The following is a 17949-nucleotide window of genomic DNA, read 5'->3' as shown; positions in this document are numbered from 1 at the left end:
CGGTCGGGTCGGGAGACGCGGCCATGGCGGCCATCCTGTCCGAGCCGTGTGGCACCTCACATACGGGATCTCAACACGTCGATCTCACAGCCCGGTGCGAAGGGGTCGAACCCGTGCTCGATCAGCCAGCGAACCGCCAGCAGGCTACGCAACGACCACCACGCGTGGATCACTTCGAGGTCGATGGCGGTGCCGTAACCGGCGATGACGTCGTCGAGGTGCTCCTCGTGCCCGAGCGTGAAGGTGGCGAGGTCGTACAGGGCGTCCCCCTGGCCCGCCTCGGACCAGTCGATGATGCCTGTCACCTCGTCGCCGTCGACGAAGACGTGCGCGATCTGCAGGTCGCCGTGCGTGAACGCCGGAGTCCACGGCCGGAGCGCGGCCTCGGCGACCTGGCGGTTTCGGGTGACCACGTCGGCGGGCAGGACGCCGTTCGTCACGAGCAACTCGCACTCTGCGTCGAGTTCCGCCGCCAACTCGTCGGGACCCCTTCCCCGGCCGGGCCAGGGCGGCAGGGGCGCTTCGTGCAGCTTCCGGATGGCTGCACCCGCCGCGGCCCACGCCGCCGGCGACCCGGTCGACGGCCCGCCGAGGCGACCGAGCGTCGCCCCCGGGACCGCGGCGATCGCGAGCACGGGCGGCTTGCGCCACAGGACCGCCGGGGTCGGGACCGGGGCGAGGGACATCGCCTCGACCTCGACGTCGATGCGCGCCTGATCGGCGTCCACCTTCAGGAACACGTCGCCGACGCGCAGAGTCGCGCGCTCGGAATGGGCGACGACGACTTCGACCTCATCCATGGGCGACGAGTATCCGGGGCCGATCGCGGACGTCACCGGGTTTGTCGCGTGCGATGACGCGGCTGACCGCGTCCCGCTGTCCGGCGGCCTCGTGCACGACATCGGTCTCTGACCCGAGATGCGTCGTCCGGGGCGCAAGGGGTACGCGAGGTGCGACACCGGCCCATACGCACGAGATGGGCCTGCAACGACAGGAGCAGTGACATGACCGACCGCAGGCCCGAGGGAATCGCCTACACCGGGGCGGAGGGCAGCCCGCCCCCTGTACCTGCCGACATGCCTGACCAGCAGGTACAGGAGGGTGAGGACGCCCTCGACGTGATTCTCCCGCCGGGTGCCGAACGTCCCGAAGCGGAACCGGACGCCGAGCCCGACGACGAGAAGCCCGACCCCGACGAGGCCGGATCGGGCCGCAGCGCCGCACGTAATGCCGGCGTCCACCCGGAGCACCCGACCCCGGACGAGTCGACGGGGTGACGCCCGGTCCTCGTTCGCGCGAACGGAGACAACAGGGGCACCGGCCTGTTGAACGCGGTGCGACGCTGCCGCCCGGCATGCTGCAACAGCGGTTTCTGCGCTCGGTTTCCTCAGACCGCGTTTGAGATCTGCCGTGTCCCTGGGCCGGAGAAGTCGTTGAGCCTTGAGTGAGTGGCTCTCAGGGCGGGTATCCGTCGGATCTGACGGATGAACAGTGGGCTCTGGTCGAGCCGTTACTGCCGGCGGCGAGGGTCGGGCCAAGGGGCGGACGGCGGGAGAAGCATCCTCGGCGGCGGATCGTGGACGCGATCTTCTATGTAGTACGGACCGGGTGCGCCTGGCGCCAGCTGCCGAAGGACTTCCCGCCCTGGCCCACTGTGTACTGGTACTTCACCTGGTGGCACGACGACGGCACCGTTGAGCAGGTCCACGACACGTTGCGCGGTCGAGTCCGTGAGGCTGATGGCCGTGCCGCGGAGCCGAGCGCCGGGCTCATCGACTCGCAGTCCGTGCGCACGGCCGATACGGTCCCCGCCGGCACCCGGGGCTTCGACGCGGGCAAGAAGGTGAAAGGTCGCAAGCGGTTCATCGTCACGGACACCCTGGGCCTGCTGCTGGCGGTTCACGTCGTCGCGGCGAACATCCAGGACCGCGACGGCGCGAAGCGTTCGTTGCTGTGGACCCGCCTGGACCATCCGGGCGTGCAGAAGATCTGGGCGGACCAGGGCTTCGCCGGCCGCCTCGTGGAGTGGGCACGCACGATCCTCGGCCGCGAGCTGGAGATCGTGCGCAAGGCTCCAGACCAGCACGGATTCCAGGTCCAGCCCAAGAGATGGGCGGTCGAACGCACCTTCTCATGGCTCACCGCCCACCGCCGCCTCGCGCGTGACTACGAGACCAGCCCGGCCCGCTCAGAGACCATGATCCGGTGGGCAATGATCGGCATCATGGTCCGCCGTCTCACAAGAGGTGCACCAGCTCGACGATCACCACGAAGGCCGCTCACACGCGTCACACCATGAGGCTTTTCACTCCGCAGGTATCCGACAGCAGCTCGGGGTGGCTTGGTTGCCGGTCGCTATCCTGGTGGTCCTCTACTGCAGCGGCCACCGGGACGGCGTCAGTGAACAGGCTCCCCGTGCAGAACGGTGGCGAGGACCTCCTCTGCCTCTTCATCGAACCGTACTGTGACGTCTTCTGGTTGAAGCCCGGTGACGAGTTCACCGTTGTGCCAGCTGATGAGGTGTCGGATCCCCAATTCACGGTGGTTGCGGTCAAGCACCGTCTGGTTGTCTGGATCTTCGAAGGCGGCGATCCCGCGAAGGTGATCGTCGACTACACGGTTATCGATAGCAATGGAACTGAGCTGCCGGATGGCTACCAGTGGCCTGCTGGCCGGAGCCCATACTGACGCCCGACCAACAGATCTCAAAAACGGTCTCAGGTGGTGAGGACGGAGTCGTCCTGGGGGCGCGCGCCGGGCAATTGGTGGCGTGCGGCGATGAGTGCGGCGTCGATGTCCCGGGTGCCCGTGGCCACACAGAGCGTGTAGGCGACGTCGTCCATTCGTCGTTGCACCTCTGCATCGCCGTCCTCCGCCCGCAGAACGCGCAGAGTGTCGTACTGATCGACAAGGTTCTGCAGGACCGCAGGATGGGCCATCAGCACCGGAGTCTCCTATTCGCTCGCTCACGAGTTGTTCGGCGACCCGTCTACCCCGGTTCCTCATGTCCAGACCACCCGCCGGTTGCCCGCGCGGATTCGATCCGTGGTCGTGCGGATGCCGCCGCCGTCGGGGCAACGAGGCTGCCCCGACGGCAGGTCGGGAAGGTGGCGACGGTCGTGGCGGCGAGTCGCGGGAGGCGGCCGATCCCCGTTGCCCGGGGGAGGGGGCGGGCGGGTACGTGACGGGGCGACGCTCCGTCGTCCTTCCGGCGCCGGAGCCCCGAGCACGGCTCCGGCCCGGGTGCGACCCGTATAGAGTCGGCACCCGGCCGAGGCGGCGCAGGTTCCCTGCTGACTTCGGAGACCGCGAGCGGTGGCGACCGCCATGGCGCAGGTCCGATCGTGAGCAGGTCAGCGCCACCCGCCGGCCGAGGGCCCTTCGGCCGCGCGTGGCGGACGGCTCGGTCAGAAAGCGAAGACCGGTCCTTCGCCCAGGCTTGCCTGCATCTCACACGCATTGCCGAAGCCGGCAGACCAGGAGACGCTGCGGCCCTGCCACACACCGGTCACGTCGAGGACGACGGGGTCCCACTGACGCGTGCACTTCCCGGGCGACCGCGGCGTGGTCAACCGGGCGAACTCACCGTTGACCGCGCGCAGTTCGGTACAGGCCGCCGCGGGCGCGGGGTGAGTGCCCTGCGGGCGGGGTGCACAGCTCAGGGTGACGGCCCGCTGGACGGTGACCGAGTCGGCGCTGCCCTTGCCGACCGACAGGACGAGGGCCGACGGGGTGTAGAGGCTGGTCGGCTGAGCGGGCCGGTTCTGCGCGACACCCATGGCTGCCGTGCCCGACAGGACCAGTGTGGATACCGTGGCGATTACGCAGAATCTGCCGAGGTTGTAACGCATCTGTGAAGCTCCTTTACGTGAAGTGGTGATTGCGGTGGGGAGTCTTGCGCCTGCGGGGAGTGAGCGCACATCGATCAGTTCTTTCCGGCCCAACCCCTGCAAGGCGGACCTACCGAATGGCCGTTCGGGCAGCTCGGACGTGGTGTGAACGCCTCGTGCCGGGTGTCCGCCATATGGACAGATTGCAGTGGTACAACCGCGAACTAACGCCTGACCTGCGATGATGCCGATCTGGTTTTCGCGTGAAACCGCAGGCTTCGGCCGGAAACCAGTGCTTGAGCAGCATCCGGCGTCGACCTGAGGCCGTGCTTTCGGAGCGGACCGCCGAGGTCGGACGGCGATCCCGCAGGGTGTTCCACGGCGGCCGCGGAAGCCGTGCCGCGGCGGAGACGCGCCGCGGACAAGAGGCCCGGCGGAGCGAGCAGGACGGTAAATTCGAACAATGAGTCAACTGAGCGACCCCGCCCGCCAATCGCCGCCGGGGCGGGGCCGGCTTCTCGCCGTCAGCGATCTCCATCTCGGGATCACCGACAACCGCCCGATCGCCGACAAGCTGCACCCGTCGCACGACGATGACTGGCTCATCGTCGCGGGCGACGTGGCGGAGCAGGCCGAGGAGGTCGCACAGGCACTGGAAATGCTGGCGGGCCGCTTCGCCCACGTGGTGTGGACCCCCGGCAACCACGAACTGTGGACCGTGGACAAGGATCCCGTACGACTGCGCGGACAGGCACGGTACGAGCACCTCGTCCAGGTGTGCCGCGAGCTCGGTGTGACGACACCGGAGGATCCGTACCCCCAGTGGCAGGGAGAGGACGGGCCGGTGGCCGTCGCCCCCGTGTTCCTGCTGTACGACTACACCTTCAGGGCCCCCGGAACGACGACCAAGGAAGAATCCCTGGCCAAGGCGCACGAGGCCGGAGTCGTCTGCACCGACGAGTACCTGCTCCACCCCGACCCCTATCCGGCCCGGGACGACTGGTGCCGGGCGCGGGTGGCGCTGACCGAGGAGCGCCTCGCCGCGCACGACCCGGACGTCCCTCTGGTGATCACCGGTCACTGGCCGCTGGTGCGCGAACCCACATCCGTCATGTGGTACCCGGAGTTCGCCCAGTGGTGCGGCACGGAACTGACGGCCGACTGGCACCGCCGCTTCAACGTCGCCGCCGTCGTCTACGGGCATCTCCACATCCCCCGTACGACCTGGTACGACGGTGTGCGCTTCGAGGAGGTCTCGATCGGCTACCCCAGGGAGTGGCGCAAACGTGGCCACCCCCGTGGCGTGCTGCGTCAGATCCTTCCGTACACGGGCGAACAGCCCCCGGGCGGGCCGGGGGACGAGGCGTGATCGAGCAGCTGCTGCCCGAGTACGTCGCCTGCGCGGACACCTTCGAGGCGGATGCTCCGGCGGGAACGCTCTACCCCGAGGAAGCGGAACTGGTCGCTCGCAGCGTGGACCGGCGCCGGCACGAGTTCGCGGCCGTGCGCGCCTGCGCGAGACGGGCCATGGCGGCCCTCGGGCTGCCTCCCACGCCGGTGTTGCGCGGCCACCGCGGGGCGCCCCTGTGGCCCGAGGGGATCGTGGGCAGCATGACGCACTGCGAGGGCTACCGAGCCGCGGTACTGGCCCGGGCGTCCGAAGTGCGCGCACTCGGCATCGACGCGGAACCGGACGAAGCACTGCCGGCCGACGTGTGGGAGGCCATTTCGCTTCCGTCGGAGCGGCGGCGGATCGGCCCGGTCGCGGGCGGCGCGGCCCCCCATTGGGACCGGCTGCTCTTCAGCGCCAAGGAGAGCGTTTTCAAGACGTGGTACCCGCTCACCGGCATCGAGCTCGACTTCGACGAGGCCGAGGTCGAATTCCGCCGGGGGGAAGGGACGTGGCACCGGGGCACCTTCACGGCGCAGCTGTTGCGAACGGCGCCCGGGATACCGGGGTCGTTCGAGGGCAGGTGGCTGGTCCAGGACGGGTTCGCGGTCACCGCGATCGCCCTGCCCCACGTTCCTCGCGTTCCTCCGGAGGGCGACCGCACCGCAGGTTCCACCGGCCCGACCGTCCGCTGAGCTCGGTGAGCGCGAGCGGGGGAACGTCCAGCCGCCAGAAGGCCTGTACCGGCAGAGCCAGCGCCTGGACCACCGCCGCGCGGACGACCGCGGGCTCGACCACGGCCATGACCCGCACATCGCTGTCCCCGGCCAGGGTCTCCAGCCAACTGCCCACCCGGGCAGCCAGGTCCAGGAGCGACTCGCCCCCGTGCGGGGCGGCCGAGGGGTCGGTCAGCCAGGCGGAAACGGCGTCGGGTTCCGCGGCGCTCACGTCCGACAGCCGTTGCCCGCTCCAGCGCCCCATGTGCCAGTCGCGGAGCGTGGGTTCGGCACGGGGGGCGAGCCCGAGCGCCTGAGCGGTCTGCCGGCAGCGCTCCGAAGGGCCGCGCACATACCGGTCGGCGCCCGGTACGTCGCCGGCGGAGTCCTGGGCACTGCGCAGACCTGCCTCGTCCAACGGTGCGTCACCTTCGAAGCGCGCCTCCCTCGACGCGGCATTCATGGCCGGTGAGATCAACATCACCCGTACCGTCATGCTCGGCCTCCACTTCCTGAACAACTGCCCGATGCGTAGGCGCCCCATGGGAACACGGCCCGGGCCGCGGGCCGCGACCGGGACGGTCGCACCGTGGCGGCGCCCGAGCAACAGGCGGTATGGTCGCGGCAACCAAGACGAGGTGTGAACGGAAGTCCGGTGAGAATCCGGCACGGTCGCGCCACTGTGTACCCGCTCGTTCTGCGGGAAAGTCAGACCCGGCACCTTCGTCTCAGGCACCACGACAGGGACGCGTGTTCCCACAGGAGGTTCTGCCATGGCACATTCTGCTGCCCCAGCTGCGATCGCACCCGCGATCACCCCCATCTCCCTGAAGGCTATTGCCCCCTGGGCCGTCTTCTTCGGCATCCTGATGCTCGTCCTGCTGTACTTCGTCGGAGCCGAGCAGGGCGCCACCGCGGTCTTCTCGGGCGAGTCGGTGCACGAGTGGGTCCACGACGGACGCCACCTCCTCGGATTCCCCTGCCACTGAAACTCCGGGAATCAGGGGAACGTTCCATGAACTCCGTATCGGTCAGAGCTCTGCTCGTCCGCGGCATGCTGGCCGGCCTCGTGGCCGGCGCGCTCGCCCTTGCCGTGGCCTACTTCCTCGGTGAGTCCCGCGTGGACGCCGCCATCGCGCTGGAAGAGTCACACGCCCACGACCACGGCGGCGGCGAGGAGCTCGTCAGCCGAACGATGCAGGCCACCGGTGGGCTCGCCACCGGTGTCCTCGTATTCGGCGTGGCCATCGGCGGCATCGCCGCACTCGTCTTCTGCTACGTCCTCGGCCGCATCGGCAGTTTCGGCCCGAGGGCTACGGCCGCACTTGTCGCGGGTGCGGCCCTCCTGACGGTGTACGTCGTGCCGTTCCTGAAGTACCCGGCGAACCCGCCGGCTGTCGGCAACCCCGACACCATCGGACAGCGCACCGGCATGTTCTTCCTGATGGTCGCGCTCAGCGTGCTGCTGGCCGTTGCCGCCGTGATCTTCGGCAAACGTCTCGCACCCCGACTGGGCAACTGGAACGCGACGACTGCCGCAGGCGCCGGCTATGTCCTGCTGATCGGGCTCGCCTACGCCTTCCTGCCCTCGTTCAACGAGGTCGGCACGGACTTCCCGGCCAGCCTGCTGTGGGAGTTCCGTCTGTCCACGCTCGCCGTCCAGGCGACGCTCTGGACCGCCTTCGGCCTCGTATTCGGCTATCTGACCGAGCGGCTTCTCGTACCGGCCGCCCGTACCGCGTCGTCGGCGGGTGACCGTACGGCACCTCGCCCGGCCGATGCCGTGAGCTGACCCTCGAGCCCCGCAGGGGCTTACGGCACGTGAACCCGCCGGGGATTCCCGGCGGGTTCCGTCATGTGCGGGCCCGGGGCCGAGCTCCGCGTCCATTCGTCAGGCGTCCGGCCGGCCGGTTCGCGTCCAGTCGATACGGAAGTGCTTGAGCCGTTCGTCCTCGCCGACCAGCCGCATGCCGGCCGCTGCCATGACGTGGTGCGACCGGGTGTTGTCGAGATCGGCGTCGCCCTTCACGGACGCGACCCCCTGGGAACGCGCGAAGGCCAGAAGGGCCCGTAGCGCTTCGGAGGCGTACCCCCGGCCCCGTACCGAGGGGATCAACCCGTAGCCGATCGTCACCCGGCCGTCGGAATCGGGCCTTCCGTGGAAGCCCACGCCGCCTATGACGTGCCCGTCCGCACGGCGGCGGATCTCGTAGGCGCCGAACGGCTGGGGGCTGCCGGCGTCCGCGCAGGTCTCCAGGAAGCGGCGGGCGACGCCGCGGTCGCCGTCCCCGGGGTATCCGGGTGCCCAGAGCGTGCCTGCCGGCGGTTCACCCGCCTCCACCGATGCGGCTTCGGCCGCGGTCAGGGGGTGCAGCAGGAGGCGTGTCGTCAAGAGGTTGTCCATGACAGCCCGGAGTATCACCTCGATAGGGGCCGACGCACGCGAGTTTCGGCGCGCGGCGTGCGTAGCGTCGCTACCGTGATGGTGTTAGCGTTGTTTGGTGTCGGGTCGCGGAGACGGCCAGGGCCCCCCTATCGCAGGAGCAGGTCATGAGTGAGCAACAGCAGCACACCACCACGGCGCGCAGGGTCGCTCTGGTCACCGGGGGTTCGCGAGGCATCGGCCGTGAGAGCGCCGAGCGGCTCGCGGCCGACGGATTCGCGGTCGTCGTCAACTACGCGGGCAACAAGACCGAGGCCGAAGCGGCCGTCGAGGCGGTCATCGCCGCAGGTAGCGAGGGATTCGCGTTTCAGGCGGACGTCGCCGACGAGACGGCTGTAGCCGCCCTCTTCGACGCGGCCGAAGCCGCCTTCGGGGGTATCGACGTGGTCGTCCATGCGGCGGGTGTCATGACGCTCGCACCACTGGTCGATACCGACCTGGACGCCCTGGACCGGATGCACCGCACCAACATCCGCGGCACCTTCGTCGTGGACCAGCAGGCGGCGCGACGCCTCCGTGAGGGCGGGGCGATCATCAACTTCTCCAGCTCGGTGCTCTCGCTCGCCATCCCGGGGTACAGCGCCTACGCGGCGACGAAGGGGGCGGTGGAGGCCATGACGCTGATCCTCGCCCGTGAGCTGCGCGGCCGGGACATCACGGTCAATGCCGTGGCCCCCGGCCCGACCGCCACCGCACTGTTCCTGGACGGCAAGGACGAGGAAACCATCGCGCGGATGGCGGCCCAGCCGCCGCTCGAACGACTGGGCACGCCGCAGGACATCGCGGAGGTCGTCTCGTTCCTCGCCGGCCCCGCCCGCTGGGTCAACGGCCAGGTGCTGCGCGCCAACGGGGGGATCGTGTGACGGACCGGGCTTGATAGCGTCCGTGCGGTGAGTACCCGAGCACGCATCCTCGAAGTGGCCGCCGAGCTGGTCGCGGCGTCCCCGGACGGGGACATCTCCACCCGGGCCGTATGCGAGGCGGCCCAGGTCGGCGCACCGGCTCTCTACCGGCACTTCGGGGACAAGGAAGGGCTGCTGTCGGCGGTGGTCGACCACGGCTTCGACGCGTACCTGGCGACGAAGCGGGAACGCGGCGAGTCCACGGACCCCGTCGAGGACCTCCGCAACGGCTGGGACAGCCACATCGAGTTCGCCCTGCGCAACCCGAACCTGTACCGGCTGATGAACTCTCCGGCGATGCGCACACCGCCCGCCGCGGCGCTCGAGTCCCACCGGATCCTGACCCGCGACCTGGAGCGGGCAGCGGAACAGGGAAAGCTGCGCGTCACTCCTGAACTGGCCGCCCAGATGATCATGTCGGCCAATACGGGTGTCGCCCTCATGCTCGTATCCCGCCCCGCGACCTTCTCGGACGACAGCGTGCGTACGCGCGTACGCGATGCTGTGCACGCCGCCGTCTTCACCCCGGACGCGCGCGTCGCCGAACCGGTGGAAGCCGAAGTTCCCTCAGCCGCAGTCCGGTTGCGTGCCCTGCTGAACCGGTCGAAGGGGTCCGGCCTCAGTGCCGCGGAATCGGTCCTGATGAACGAGTGGCTGGACCGGGTGTCGAATGCGGCGCAGGGGGACGGGGAGAGCTGATCGGCCGGTCCCTGCCTCCGGATACGTACCGCCGATGCCGAGCAGAGATGCAACACGTCGCCGGATCAAGAAGGATCTGACCAAGCGAGGGAACGCCAGACCTGCTGGGCCCAGGTGAGGTCGGCGGGATTCTCGTGGGTGCAGAACAGCCCGGCGGCGGTGCCGACGGCCGACACCGTGAAGCCGTAGAACTCGTGCCGCTCCCGGCCGTGGTCGTCCGGGGTCAGCCAGAAGGCGTGGCGGAGTCCGCCGGGCAGAGGCTCGGTGAGCCGCTGCGCGGGCAGCTTGTCGGGGGCGCCGTCGAGCAGTACGGAGAGGAAGTCCTCGGGGGAACGTCCCGGGACGTCGTCAGCGAACACCGTCACGGCGGCGCTGCGGTCCGGACCCGCGAACTGGTCCGCTCCGTCGGCGAACCGGGCGGTCAGGCCTGCGGTGCGGACGACGGACCAGCGGTCGCCGAGGCCGGTGCGGACGTCGACCGGGAGCTGGTGCGGGAAGCGGCTGAGGACGTGGTCCCGGTCCCAGACGTCCTCCAGGACGCGGGTGGCCATCGGGTGGTGGCCGGCGACGAGGTAGGGCAGCTCGTCGGGATCGGCGACCCGGGCGGTGAACGGGGCGCCCAGCAGGTCGTCGCCCCAGGGGCGGACCTTGTTGGAGAGCAGCCCCCTGAAGGTGAGGTCCGAGTAACTGCGGTCCTCCCAGCGCTCGTCTGCCTCCTGGAGCGTGGCCTCGTCGACCTCCAGCCATATGCCCAGGACCAGCTCGGTCTCGTGTGTCAGCCGGACAGGCAGCAGACAGCGGATGAAGGAGCCGACGCCGTCCACCCGGAGCAGCGCGGAGGGGCCGAGCCGGTGCCGGGACCCTTCGGGTGCGGTGAGGGCGGCGTCGGGCAGGTTGAATCCGACGTCGATGCGACGCTCGTCCGTGAGGGAGTCGCCGCAGCAGGAACAGGACGGAAGATGGCTGGTCACAGCGCCAGGTTAGGGAACGCCCGCACCGCCCCGAAGTCCGGGGTCCTGACCTTCCCGGAACTCCCCGGCCAGCGCTGCGGCCATCCGCAGATGCGGGGCCGCTTCCGAGGTCCGCCCCTGGCGTTCAAGTGTGCGACCGAGCATGAGCCGCGCGTACTCCTCGACCGGGTCGCGTTCCAGGACGGCGAGCAGCTCTGTCTCGGCCTTCGCGAGCCGCGCCGAGTGGTAGTAGGCGCGCGCCAGCAGCAGCCGCGGTGCGACCAGGTCCGGCGCCTCGTCCACCAGCCCGTCGAGGATCCGCGCCGCGGTCAGGTACTCCTTCGCCTCGAAGAACATCTGCGCACGGTCCCAGCGGTCTGCTGCGGTGCCGAACTCGTAGTAGGTGTCGTTCACTTCTCCTCCTGGAGCGAATCGGGTCCTGCGGACGCGTCAACACAGGGGTGTAGTTTAATATTCCACTAAATTTTCGGCGTGGGGACCAGCACTCCGCGTCCGCACGGGAATAGGTTGAGCGCCATGAGCAATCTCGATCGCCAGGCCGCACTCTCCGTCTGCGGAGGACGGGGCTTCGTCGTCGCCGAGCCGGTGCGTGAACTCCTCACGCCGAGGCATGTTCAGCTCGGCGAGTCCACCGAGGTCCGCCGACTCCTGCCCAACCTTGGCCGCCGCATGGTCGGCGCCTGGGCCTTCGTGGATCACTACGGGCCCGACGACATCGCCGACGAGCCCGGCATGCAGGTACCGCCGCACCCCCACATGGGCCTGCAGACGGTCAGCTGGCTGCACGACGGCGAGGTCCTGCACCGCGACAGCCTGGGCAGCCTCCGGACGGTCCGCCCGCGCGAGCTGGGCCTGATGACCTCGGGGCGGGCGATCAGCCACTCCGAGGAGAGCCCGAAGCCGCATGTCAGGCTTCTGCACGGAGCCCAGCTGTGGGTGGCCCTGCCCGACGCCCACAGGAACGTCGAACCGCACTTCCAGCACCACGCCGACCTCCCTCAGGTCACCGCGCCGGGGCTCACCGCAACCGTCATCCTCGGCGAACTCGACGGCGCCACGTCGCCCGGCACGGCGTACACCCCGATCGTGGGTGCGGACCTGGCCCTGACGGGCGGCGCCGAAGCCCGGCTGCCGCTCGATCCCGACTTCGAGTACGCCGTGCTGTCCATGTCCGGCGAGGCCGAGGTCGACGGCGTCCCCGTACTGCCCGGCTCGATGCTCTACCTCGGCTGCGGCCGGACCGAACTGCCCCTGCGCGCGGTCTCCAACGCCGGACTCATGCTCCTCGGCGGTGAGCCTTTCGAGGAGGAGATCGTCATGTGGTGGAACTTCATCGGGCGGTCCCACGAGGAGATCGAGGCGGCCCGGCTGGACTGGATGGAAGGCCCCCGCTTCGGCGAGGTGAAGGGCTACGACGGCGACCGGCTGCCTGCTCCGGCCATGCCGCCGGTGGCGCTGAAACCGCGAGGAAGGGTGCGCTGAGCTGGGGGGATGTGCCCTCTGGCGCTCCCTGCTGCGTGCGCTCGCTGCGTCCCCTCGCCGGTACGGCGGGGGGACGCGGTTGTGCCTGCCGTGGGTCGGTTCCGCGGGTGGCCGACAGTTGCACGTGTTGGCAGCTGTTGGCCCGGTCTGATCAAACACTTGCTGACCCTTCGTGAACCTTACTGACGTGTCATCAGATTGGTCCCAAAGTGAACCGCCGGGTTTCGGCCCTGCCCCAAGCTTCTGCAAGTAGCCCGACGCGCTGGCGTCCCTGCGCATTGTGCTCCAGGGCTCCCCGGGCGAGGAGTTCACCGAGCGTGCGGTGAACGGTCGGCACGGGCAGACCCGTTTGGCGGGCCAGGTCGCTGAGCGACTGGTGCGCATCATCGGCGGTGATTTGCGCCGAGCGGACCCGGTGAACAGGCCAGGTGCCCGGACGGGCACCCTGCCACCCTCCGGCGACGGAGGGTGACAGGGCTCTCGGGGCAATGCCTCTCGCCTTCTGTGCTCGCCGACCGATCCGATGGTTCAGGCCTGAGCCCCGGTGGCGCGCCGTGCGGTCAGGCGTCGAGGGAGTTGGCGTTCCTCAGTTCCGCGAGCAGTTCGTTCTGTCCGGCCAGCAGCTCGGTGAGGATGCGCCGTGCGGCCCGCAGGAGTTCCGCCACGTCGCCCCCGGCGAGTGCGTAGCTGACGGTGGAGCCCTCGCGGATGGAAATGACGATCCCCGAGCGGCGTAGTACGGCCAGTTGCTGGGAGAGGTTGGACGGTTCGATCTCGATGGCGTTCAGCAGTTCGCGTACGGGTACGGGGCCGTTCTGGAGGAGTTCCAGTACACGGATTCGGACGGGGTGTCCGAGCATGCGGAAGAACTCCGCCTTGGCCTGGTACAGCGGCACCTGCATGCGAATTGCACTCCCACCCGGGTCGACCATTCCATGAGCCGACAACCATTCCTGCTGGTCCTCGGCGCCCAGTCCGTCCATCCTCCTGCTTCCCGAACCTCCTGCACCCTTAGCTGAGCACTTTCAGATGTGCCGAGTTGAAGAGTTCTTCAACTCGTGGGCGTGCGGGGCCGGGAAGCAGGAGAAGCGTCTACAGTTCCAGTTCCGACTCGATGCGTCTGAGCTGGTGCCTGGCCATGGCGAGGTTCGCCCTTCCCTTGTCCAGGACGAGGTAGAGGAACAGGCCGTTGCCCCCGCGCCCCTTGAGCAGCCGGATGAGGTGGTACTGACTGCCGAGGGTGATCAGCACATCCTCGATGTCCTCCCTGATGCCCAGCATCTCCATCGTTCGGATCTTCGCCCGGACCACATCGGTGTTCCCCGCGGCGGCTACCGTCAGATCGAGGTCCTTGCTTCCTCCCAGCGTTCCCAGGGCCATGCCGGACGTGTAGTCGACCAGAGCAACCCCCACGCTCCCCTCGATCGCGGTCATCGCCTCCTTCAGAGACGTCTCCACACTCAACATCGGTACTCGCTCCCTCAGCCTCAGACGAACCCGGCCCGTTTCATGACCTCCGAACCAGGTAGTGATCTCAGACGCTATCCACCGGCGCCCAACAGGATTGGAAAGAGCGGGAATTCGGCGGAAAACGAGCCCACGCCCTAAGATGCGCCGCCACCTCGAGGTCCCACAGGGCTGGTTGCCCGCACGATGTGGCCGTAACGGCCCTCACCAGGCGGAGAGCTGATCGCCTCACCCCCTACCGCCCGGTCTCGGACAGGGCCGGCGTGCCGTGGAGGGAGGGCACAGCTCACGTATGCGCAGGTCGTCGCTCCGGTGCAGACGAAATTGGTTGACGGGGTCGGCAGAATGCCTGGCATGGGTACAGACATCAGCGGCTTCCTCGAGTATCGGGCGCCACAGGACAATCAGGAGCCGACCTGGTACACCGCGCACGGCCTCGGCTCCCTTTACGGGGGCCGTGACTACGATGCGTTCGGTTGTCTCTTCGGGGTACGTAATTACGCGAACTTCCGCCCCTTGGCCGCATGCAGGGGTCTGCCCGCCGACGCCTCGGCCACCGTGAGTGCGCGGATCGCGCAGCTGACCGAGTGGTACGGCGAGGATGGCTTTCACAGCACCACATGGATCACATGGGCCGAGGTGAAGACGGTCGACTGGGACGAGCCTGCAGAGAAGCCCGACAGCCGGCTCCATGAGTTCCACCGGACTGCGAACGGGCTCAGGATGACGGGCAAGGCCTCTTGGAGTCGTGCATTTGCCGAGGCTGTCGGTCTTGAAAGAGGCGAAGACCGGGAGTGGCCCGAAGGAAGTGAGTGGCTCATCGGCGACACGCTCTACAGATCAGTCACCATCCGCCGCAGGGACGCCGTGACCGAAACCGGTGAGTGGCGACCCGTCTGGGAAGCCATGAAGGCACTCGCGACACGGCACGGTGACGACAACGTGCGCCTCGTCGTGTGGTTCGACGACTGAGTAGGACGCTGCGACTGCGCATCACGGGCGCCCGTTCCGGACCATCGTGCTGACCGGATGAAGATGGCGGCGAGGTGAAGTCCGGCGAGGTAGATGGTGGCGGTGGTTCCGTCGGCAGCCCACTTCCGCAGGCGGTTGTGGGAGCCTTTCCACGAGCCGAAGTGTTCCATGGAGCGGGTGACGAGAATCGAACTCGCGCTCTGAGCCCGGGCTGGTGAGGTCACCGCCCCTAGGGAACAGGCACAATCCCACGAAGCCTTCTCGATCGAGTGCACTCCCGACTGGCCGACGAACCCTGCCGCGGCACCTCCCCCTTGTCCGGGGCCACGCCTCCCCACCCGTCTCACTCTCCGCGCGCTGAGCATGGGTGAGCTAACCTGCCCGCATGTGCGGACAGTTCACCGGCTGGCCGGAGCAGGCCATGGACGTGTTGTGGCAGCTCCAAGGCGAACCGACCCGCGCGACCCGCGAGCTCCATCGCGCGGACCGCGAACGCCTGGTCCGGCAGCCGATGATCGCCCTGCTCAACGATGTCGCGGACGCCGACCCCCGATACGAGGACTTCTCCGTCTGGCACTACCGCACCGACTCCTGGTGGTGGCAGCACCAGAGCGCGGTGATCCGGCTCGGCCGCAAGATCGAGATCGGTATCCGGTTCGACCTGGACGGCCTACGGATCCAGGGCGCCTGGTGGTACCCCGATCCCGGCCAGGTGGACACGTTCCGCAAAGCCGTGGCCTCCGAGGGGAGCGGCCACGAACTGTCCGCCATCGTCGAGGACGTGCGGCAGAAGGGCTACGACATCTCCGGGGACGTGATGAAACGCCCCCCACGCGGCTACCCGACGAACCACTCCCGTACGAACCTGCTGCGCCACCGTTCGCTGATCGCCTCCCGTTCCCTCGGCTGCGAGGAGTGGCTGCACACCCCCGAGGCAGTCGACCGGGTGCTCTCGGCCGCCGCCGATCTGGACGCCCTGCTGATGTGGCTGGTCCGCCACGTCAAGCGAGCCGCCTGACGTCACGAGGGCGCGCGCGGCACGGGAGGAACCACACCCGTGTCGCCGTACTTCGAGCTGGACGCCGATGGGCAGGTGATCCGGCGTCGGGGCCACGCCCGCAGCGGGCCGCTCAGAGGTGGCCGTCCAGGAACTTCCGTACCTCGGCGATGGTCACAGGCCCCGTGCCGTGCGCCACCGCCTCTCCCTCCTTCAGGAGGACGTAGGACGGAGCTCCGGTGATCCCGTATCGCTCGGTTGCGGCCGGACAACGTGTGATGTCGGCGCGGACGGCCGTCAAGCGGCCCATGTAGTCGTCGGCGATGCCACCCACGACGAGGTCCATCACCCGGCAGGGCTCGATTGCCTTGGGCCATGTCCCGGTGAAGTACGCGAGGACCGGAACTCTGCTCATCCCGAGGATGAAGTTGAACTCCGCGTCCTCACGGGGTCGGTGAACCCACTTCGCCATGGAAGCTCCTGACCTCATATTCCGTCATTCCATCCCCATCATCCCTCGCGCGGTGTGCCAGGCCGGCCCGGTCGGTCGTCCGGTTGGCCTGTCGGAAGGGAGGCGCGGGGCCGCCGCAGAACCACGGTGCCACCGGCGCGAGCGGCCCGGCCCCCGCCCGGTGACCCGACCTGGCCGCCCCGCCGGTCACCCAGCTGCAGCCCGCCGCGCGCCCGTGGGTCAGCTCGTGCCAGGGCAGCGCCCCCGACGGGCTTCCCGAGGCATTGTCTGGTCTTCATATCAACCCCGGTCTCAGCTGGCTAATACCGCTCTTCCCCGGGCCGCATGAGCCAGCTGATGGAGCTGATGGCTCCGAGAACGAGGCACGATTCCTGGACCGCTCGCGGACGCGGTCGTGGACGGTCGAATTACGCCTCAGCTGACCCGAAGACCGACCGCCAGCGTCAGTTCAAGGACCCGGTGTGGCGATGCGAGATCCGGGAACAGCTCCCGCAGCTGCGACATCCGGTACCGGACTGTCTGGGGATGGACGAACAACGCCGCCGCCACCTCGTCCCGCCTGCCCTGGTGCAGCAGCCACGCCCGCAACGTCTCCTCCAGCCGCCGCGCGGTGGCGACAGGCAAGGTCCGCAGCGGTGCGAGGGCTCGGGTACGCAGGTCTGCAAACGCGTCCACGTCGGCGCTCAGCACCAGCTCGGGCAGGTGGTCCTCGGTGTCGCGAATATCGGAGGAGAGGGAGCGCGCGCGTACGGCTCGTGCGTACGAGGCGGACGCACGAGTCCAAGTCCGGGCCGGGCCGACCACGGCGGTGCGGTCGGTCAGCTGCCGCAAGAGGTGTGATCGGTCGGCATCGGGGACGAGCAGCACACCGGTGGAGTCCGGCAGATCGTCGAGGACGAGGGTGCTCGGGTCGAGCGCGCGGTAGGCGGGCCGGGCCTGGGCGGCGGGCAGCAGGACCGCGGTCAGCGAGACCGGAGGCTGCCACCCGGCCCGTTGAACAGAGGCCAGCAGCACGTCCGGGCTCGCGCCGGCGAGCAGGTCGCGGGCCAGGTGTTCCAGGTGGCGCTCGTGGGCCCTGCCCCGGGCGGCCAGTTCGTCGGCGTGGCCCGCGGCGCTCGCGGCGGAGAGCTCGTCGATATAGGCGAAGGTCAGCTCGGCGAACTTGGCGACCTCGGCGGCGGGCAGACCTGCGGGTACGGCGCCCGCTGCCAGGCATCGCCAGGCCACGCGGGCGCCGACGCGGTATGCGCTGAGCAGGGCATCCATCGAACGGCCGTCGCGCACCTCGCCGCGGCCCAGCTCGTAGGCTGCGTCACCGCCGTCGCCGCCCGTGGCGTTCCCGCTCGCGAGGTCCAGGTAGTGCCCCAGGGCGGTGCGGACGGCTCGGCGGATGGTGGCGCCCATGCGGCCAGAAAGGGCGTTGGCGTAGGGAGGGACCTCGTCGATGATCGCCTGGACGACCTCGTCGGCGGTGGTCTTCAGCGCGGCCCGAAGCGCGGTGACCGTCGTCTCGTCCAGGGCCAGTTCGCTGGCCCTCCGGATTGCATGGCTCACGTTTTTATTCCCTGCGAACAATTCAGCCGATCAGATTTACGTCCTGTGGTCAGG

24 protein-coding genes are annotated in these 17949 nt (G+C 69.0%); 12 read left to right on the top strand and 12 right to left on the bottom strand.

The annotated features are described in order from the left end of the window. Positions 1–56: 56 nt before the first annotated feature. Positions 57–800, bottom strand: coding sequence for a phosphotransferase family protein (locus tag OG257_RS04570; RefSeq protein ID WP_329204946.1), 744 nt, complete (start codon positions 798–800; stop codon positions 57–59). A 204-nt stretch (positions 801–1004) separates the two neighbouring features. Here OG257_RS04570 and OG257_RS04565 point away from each other — a divergent pair, with 204 nt between their 5' ends. The 3 genes from OG257_RS04565 (at position 1005) to OG257_RS04555 (ending at position 2688) form a co-directional block, all read left to right on the top strand. Then, on the top strand, positions 1005–1277 hold the full coding sequence (locus tag OG257_RS04565; RefSeq protein ID WP_329204944.1) for a hypothetical protein: 273 nt from the start codon (positions 1005–1007) through the stop codon (positions 1275–1277). Between the two features lie 167 nt (positions 1278–1444). Continuing rightward, positions 1445–2299: an IS5 family transposase gene (locus OG257_RS04560; RefSeq protein ID WP_329204942.1), complete on the top strand. Its 855-nt coding sequence runs from the start codon at positions 1445–1447 to the stop codon at positions 2297–2299. A gap of 116 nt (positions 2300–2415) precedes the next feature. Next, on the top strand, positions 2416–2688 hold the full coding sequence (locus OG257_RS04555; RefSeq protein WP_329204940.1) for a hypothetical protein: 273 nt from the start codon (positions 2416–2418) through the stop codon (positions 2686–2688). Positions 2689–2717: 29 nt separating this feature from the next. Here OG257_RS04555 and OG257_RS04550 read toward each other — a convergent pair whose 3' ends face one another. After that, positions 2718–2945 carry a DUF5133 domain-containing protein gene (locus tag OG257_RS04550; protein WP_329204939.1) on the bottom strand — a complete coding sequence of 76 codons (228 nt, stop codon included), beginning with the start codon at positions 2943–2945 and terminating at the stop codon, positions 2718–2720. A 462-nt stretch (positions 2946–3407) separates the two neighbouring features. Beyond that, the gene (locus OG257_RS04545) at positions 3408–3851 is read right to left on the bottom strand and encodes a subtilase-type protease inhibitor (protein ID WP_329204938.1); all 444 of its coding nucleotides are present in this window, start codon (positions 3849–3851) and stop codon (positions 3408–3410) included. Positions 3852–4293: 442 nt separating this feature from the next. Here OG257_RS04545 and OG257_RS04540 point away from each other — a divergent pair, with 442 nt between their 5' ends. Then, positions 4294–5199, top strand: a complete 906-nt coding sequence (locus tag OG257_RS04540) for a metallophosphoesterase family protein (RefSeq protein ID WP_329204936.1) — start codon at positions 4294–4296, stop codon at positions 5197–5199. Beyond that, positions 5196–5915: a 4'-phosphopantetheinyl transferase family protein gene (locus tag OG257_RS04535; protein WP_329204934.1), complete on the top strand. Its 720-nt coding sequence runs from the start codon at positions 5196–5198 to the stop codon at positions 5913–5915. Before OG257_RS04540 ends, OG257_RS04535 begins: the two co-directional genes overlap by 4 nt. On the opposite strand, the gene OG257_RS04530 is transcribed toward OG257_RS04535, so the two are convergent. Further along, entirely contained in the window at positions 5830–6432 is a 603-nt protein-coding gene (locus OG257_RS04530) for a histidine phosphatase family protein (RefSeq protein ID WP_329204932.1), read from the bottom strand. The genes OG257_RS04535 and OG257_RS04530 overlap by 86 nt on opposite strands. A gap of 277 nt (positions 6433–6709) precedes the next feature. Here OG257_RS04530 and OG257_RS04525 point away from each other — a divergent pair, with 277 nt between their 5' ends. Both OG257_RS04525 and OG257_RS04520 read left to right on the top strand, forming a co-directional pair. Beyond that, positions 6710–6925 (top strand): CbtB domain-containing protein, encoded by a 216-nt coding sequence (locus OG257_RS04525; protein ID WP_329204930.1) that lies wholly within the window; start codon positions 6710–6712, stop codon positions 6923–6925. A 26-nt stretch (positions 6926–6951) separates the two neighbouring features. Continuing rightward, positions 6952–7728 carry a CbtA family protein gene (locus tag OG257_RS04520; protein ID WP_329204929.1) on the top strand — a complete coding sequence of 259 codons (777 nt, stop codon included), beginning with the start codon at positions 6952–6954 and terminating at the stop codon, positions 7726–7728. A gap of 99 nt (positions 7729–7827) precedes the next feature. Here OG257_RS04520 and OG257_RS04515 read toward each other — a convergent pair whose 3' ends face one another. Continuing rightward, complete coding sequence (locus OG257_RS04515) at positions 7828–8340, bottom strand: GNAT family N-acetyltransferase (protein ID WP_329204927.1); 513 nt, start codon at positions 8338–8340, stop codon at positions 7828–7830. Between the two features lie 146 nt (positions 8341–8486). Between OG257_RS04515 and OG257_RS04510 the strand changes: the two genes are divergently transcribed. Next, positions 8487–9242 (top strand): SDR family oxidoreductase, encoded by a 756-nt coding sequence (locus tag OG257_RS04510; protein ID WP_329204926.1) that lies wholly within the window; start codon positions 8487–8489, stop codon positions 9240–9242. Positions 9243–9269: 27 nt separating this feature from the next. Beyond that, the gene (locus OG257_RS04505; RefSeq protein WP_329204925.1) at positions 9270–9980 is read left to right on the top strand and encodes a TetR/AcrR family transcriptional regulator; all 711 of its coding nucleotides are present in this window, start codon (positions 9270–9272) and stop codon (positions 9978–9980) included. Between the two features lie 65 nt (positions 9981–10045). On the opposite strand, the gene OG257_RS04500 is transcribed toward OG257_RS04505, so the two are convergent. Both OG257_RS04500 and OG257_RS04495 read right to left on the bottom strand, forming a co-directional pair. Beyond that, positions 10046–10951: a DUF2199 domain-containing protein gene (locus tag OG257_RS04500; RefSeq protein ID WP_329204924.1), complete on the bottom strand. Its 906-nt coding sequence runs from the start codon at positions 10949–10951 to the stop codon at positions 10046–10048. Positions 10952–10960: 9 nt separating this feature from the next. After that, positions 10961–11344: a tetratricopeptide repeat protein gene (locus OG257_RS04495; protein WP_329204922.1), complete on the bottom strand. Its 384-nt coding sequence runs from the start codon at positions 11342–11344 to the stop codon at positions 10961–10963. Positions 11345–11467: 123 nt separating this feature from the next. Here OG257_RS04495 and OG257_RS04490 point away from each other — a divergent pair, with 123 nt between their 5' ends. Then, a complete protein-coding gene (locus OG257_RS04490) occupies positions 11468–12433 on the top strand; it encodes a pirin family protein (protein ID WP_329204921.1) in 966 nt (321 codons plus the stop codon). Between the two features lie 193 nt (positions 12434–12626). On the opposite strand, the gene OG257_RS37210 is transcribed toward OG257_RS04490, so the two are convergent. The 3 genes from OG257_RS37210 to OG257_RS04480 all read right to left on the bottom strand — a co-directional run bounded on the left by OG257_RS37210 (position 12627) and on the right by OG257_RS04480 (position 13900). Next, the gene (locus tag OG257_RS37210) at positions 12627–12830 is read right to left on the bottom strand and encodes a helix-turn-helix domain-containing protein (protein WP_443054551.1); all 204 of its coding nucleotides are present in this window, start codon (positions 12828–12830) and stop codon (positions 12627–12629) included. Between the two features lie 163 nt (positions 12831–12993). Next, positions 12994–13335, bottom strand: coding sequence for an ArsR/SmtB family transcription factor (locus tag OG257_RS04485; protein ID WP_329204919.1), 342 nt, complete (start codon positions 13333–13335; stop codon positions 12994–12996). A gap of 190 nt (positions 13336–13525) precedes the next feature. Then, positions 13526–13900: a hypothetical protein gene (locus OG257_RS04480; RefSeq protein ID WP_329204918.1), complete on the bottom strand. Its 375-nt coding sequence runs from the start codon at positions 13898–13900 to the stop codon at positions 13526–13528. 354 nt (positions 13901–14254) lie between these two features. Between OG257_RS04480 and OG257_RS04475 the strand changes: the two genes are divergently transcribed. Then, complete coding sequence (locus tag OG257_RS04475) at positions 14255–14872, top strand: hypothetical protein (RefSeq protein ID WP_329204917.1); 618 nt, start codon at positions 14255–14257, stop codon at positions 14870–14872. Between the two features lie 385 nt (positions 14873–15257). Beyond that, positions 15258–15890, top strand: coding sequence for a DUF2461 family protein (locus OG257_RS04470; protein WP_329204916.1), 633 nt, complete (start codon positions 15258–15260; stop codon positions 15888–15890). A 112-nt stretch (positions 15891–16002) separates the two neighbouring features. On the opposite strand, the gene OG257_RS04465 is transcribed toward OG257_RS04470, so the two are convergent. Together OG257_RS04465 and OG257_RS04460 are read right to left on the bottom strand one after the other, a co-directional pair. Next, a complete protein-coding gene (locus OG257_RS04465; RefSeq protein ID WP_329204914.1) occupies positions 16003–16341 on the bottom strand; it encodes a thioredoxin family protein in 339 nt (112 codons plus the stop codon). A 414-nt stretch (positions 16342–16755) separates the two neighbouring features. Then, the gene (locus tag OG257_RS04460) at positions 16756–17895 is read right to left on the bottom strand and encodes a PucR family transcriptional regulator (RefSeq protein ID WP_329204912.1); all 1140 of its coding nucleotides are present in this window, start codon (positions 17893–17895) and stop codon (positions 16756–16758) included. Positions 17896–17949: the final 54 nt, after the last annotated feature.

It is taken from the genome of Streptomyces sp. NBC_00683, assembly GCF_036226745.1.
GTDB lineage: Bacteria > Actinomycetota > Actinomycetes > Streptomycetales > Streptomycetaceae > Streptomyces.
The sequence above is the reverse complement of the archived record's forward strand: the minus strand, read 5'-3'. Positions and strand labels throughout refer to the sequence as shown.